The sequence below is a fragment of the Nodosilinea sp. LEGE 07298 genome, from assembly GCF_015207265.1.
Classification (GTDB): Bacteria; Cyanobacteriota; Cyanobacteriia; order Phormidesmidales; family Phormidesmidaceae; genus Nodosilinea.
This window is the reverse complement of the sequence record NZ_JADEXE010000531.1, coordinates 1-2,170: the sequence shown is the minus strand read 5'-3', so window position 1 is coordinate 2,170 and position 2,170 is coordinate 1. Positions and strand designations below refer to the sequence as shown.

Below are 2,170 nucleotides of genomic sequence, written 5' to 3'. Positions count from 1 at the left end.
GGGGAGTGAGAGGGTAGATGCGTGGGAGGTAAGGTAGTGGATCAATATCTCACCTACCCATCTACCCATCTACCCATCCACCCCTTTCCCATCTACCTTTGCGAGGCGACGACGCTGAGTAACTCATCGACGGTGAGGCTGCGTTTTAAGGCAACGGCGCGATCGCGGACGCTGGCCAATACCGACTGGCTATGGCCGGTATCTAGATGAATGCCCTGGTCGGAGAGCACTTGATGAATCAGGTGGCGACCGGAGTGTTTGCCCACTACCAGACTGCGCTGGCGACCGACTTCGCGGGGGTCGAAGGGTTCGTAGGTGCTGGGGTTTTGCAGCACGCCGTGGGCGTGGATGCCTGACTCGTGGGCAAAGGTGTTGTCGCCGACGATCGCCTTCCAGGGCGGGACGGCGCAGTTGACGGTTTTGGCTACAAAGCGGGATAGCTCTAGCAGGTGCTGGGTTTTAAGGCCAGTTTTGAGACCGTAGAGGTGCTTCAGTGCCATGACCACCTCTTCGAGGGCGGCGTTGCCAGCCCGTTCGCCCAGCCCATTGACGGTGGTATTGACTGACGTGGCTCCGGCCCGCACTCCGGCCAGGGCATTAGCGGTGGCCAGGCCCAGGTCGTTGTGGGTGTGCATTTCCACCGGAATCTCTAGGGATTGCACCAGTTTTTGCACTTTATCGTGGGTGGTAAAGGGGTCGAGAATGCCCACCGTGTCGCAAAAGCGAAAGCGAAAGGCTCCCCATTCTTGGGCGTACTGGGCGGCGTCGATCAAAAAGCTCTCATCAGCACGGGAGCTGTCTTCGCCGCCCACGCTCACCTCCAGCCCGTGGTCACGGGCAAAGGAAATGGCGTCGCGCAGGTGCTCCAGCATGGCCAGCCAGCGACCCTGAAACTTCACCTGTATTTGAATTTCAGACACCGGAATGGAGATGTGTACCCGCTTCAAGCCGCAGTGAATCGAGGCCTGAATATCGGAGAGCACGGCTCGGTTCCAGCCCAGCAGGTGGGCGTTGAGGCCCAGGTCTGCGATCGCGCGAATTGCCCTGGCCTCGTCTCGCCCCATGGCGGGAATGCCCACCTCCAGCTCCTGAACGCCAATGGCATCGAGGAATTTGGCTATGGCCACCTTTTCCTCAAGGCCAAAGGCAACGCCAGCGGCCTGTTCGCCGTCGCGGAGGGTAGTGTCGTTGATAGAGATTGCGGTGGGCATGGTGAATACCGGGGGTTGAGAGAGTGGGAGAACAAAGCTAGGCAGACATTAAGGCTTGGGTAGGTGAACGTGGGGCTGGGGCTGGGTGAGTTCTACATGGGGCGTAGGCACAACCACTAGCAATTGCAGAAATCCCTTGAAGATCAGAGCAATACTCAACAGGAATGCGGTGGTGGAAAGAGCGACTATCACAATAAAAACCTGTGAAGGGTGCGGGGCAACGGAACATGAACAGGAACGGGTAACTTAATGGGTAGGCTGGGTGAAAGTGGAACCCAACATTGGGTTTCAAAAACCCAATGTTGGGATTTGTTGGGTGGTGCTGGCGCTTTACCAACCTACGCGGCTCGCCCTAGGACTCAACGAAGGCCAGGGTGAGACTTTCGTGGGTGAGGAAGTGATCGACGTGGAAAGCGCGATCTTCGGTTTTGAGCAAAATCTCGTCGTAGAGGTAACGGGTGGCGCGATCGCCCAAACTCTCGGCCTGGGCAGAGAGGCGGCGCAGCAGTGCAATCACGGTTTGCTCGGCGGCCAGATCGTTTTCGAGCATTTGGCGGCAGGTGTAGGCTCCATCGGCCTCGGGCGTAAAGCAGCACAGCTCGGCCAGGGTGCCAAAGGTGCCAGCGGGAATGCCGCCGAGACCGTTGAGCCGTTCCGCCAGATCGTGGGCACTGCTCTGAGCGGTGCCGTAGCTGTCTTGAAAGAACTCGTGCACCGAATAAAACTCAGCGCCCTCTACAACAAAGTGCTGCTTTTGGTACTGAAAATAGAGGGCCTGAAAGCTGGCGTAGGCCAGGTTCAGCCCTTCACAGATGGCGGCGCTTACATCGAGTTCAAAGCCAACGGGGTTGGGGCCAACCTCGCCAAAGGCGCGGACAAGGGTTGTGGTCGTGGTCTGAGTTGTGGTCTGGGTCGTGGTCATGGGAGGACTCCGGTAGGGGTGGATGGGTGGATGGGTG

General features: G+C 58.5%; 2 protein-coding genes. Both read right to left on the bottom strand.

Annotation, left to right across the window (positions count from 1 at the left end; genetic code table 11):
• Nucleotides 1-92 precede the first annotated feature (92 nt).
• Nucleotides 93-1,211, bottom strand: coding sequence for a homocitrate synthase (gene nifV, locus IQ273_RS32705; RefSeq protein WP_194027242.1), 1,119 nt, complete (start codon nucleotides 1,209-1,211; stop codon nucleotides 93-95).
• 352 nt (nucleotides 1,212-1,563) lie between these two features.
• Nucleotides 1,564-2,133, bottom strand: a complete 570-nt coding sequence (locus IQ273_RS32700) for a DNA starvation/stationary phase protection protein (RefSeq protein WP_194027241.1) — start codon at nucleotides 2,131-2,133, stop codon at nucleotides 1,564-1,566.
• Between the last annotated feature and the right edge of the window lie 37 nt (nucleotides 2,134-2,170).

Excerpts from the sequence above, each read along its gene's own strand:
- nifV (WP_194027242.1), bottom strand. The coding sequence starts at position 1,211 with ATGCCCACCGCAATCTCTATCAACGACACTACCCTCCGCGACGGCGAA.
- IQ273_RS32700 (WP_194027241.1), bottom strand. The coding sequence starts at position 2,133 with ATGACCACGACCCAGACCACAACTCAGACCACGACCACAACCCTTGTC.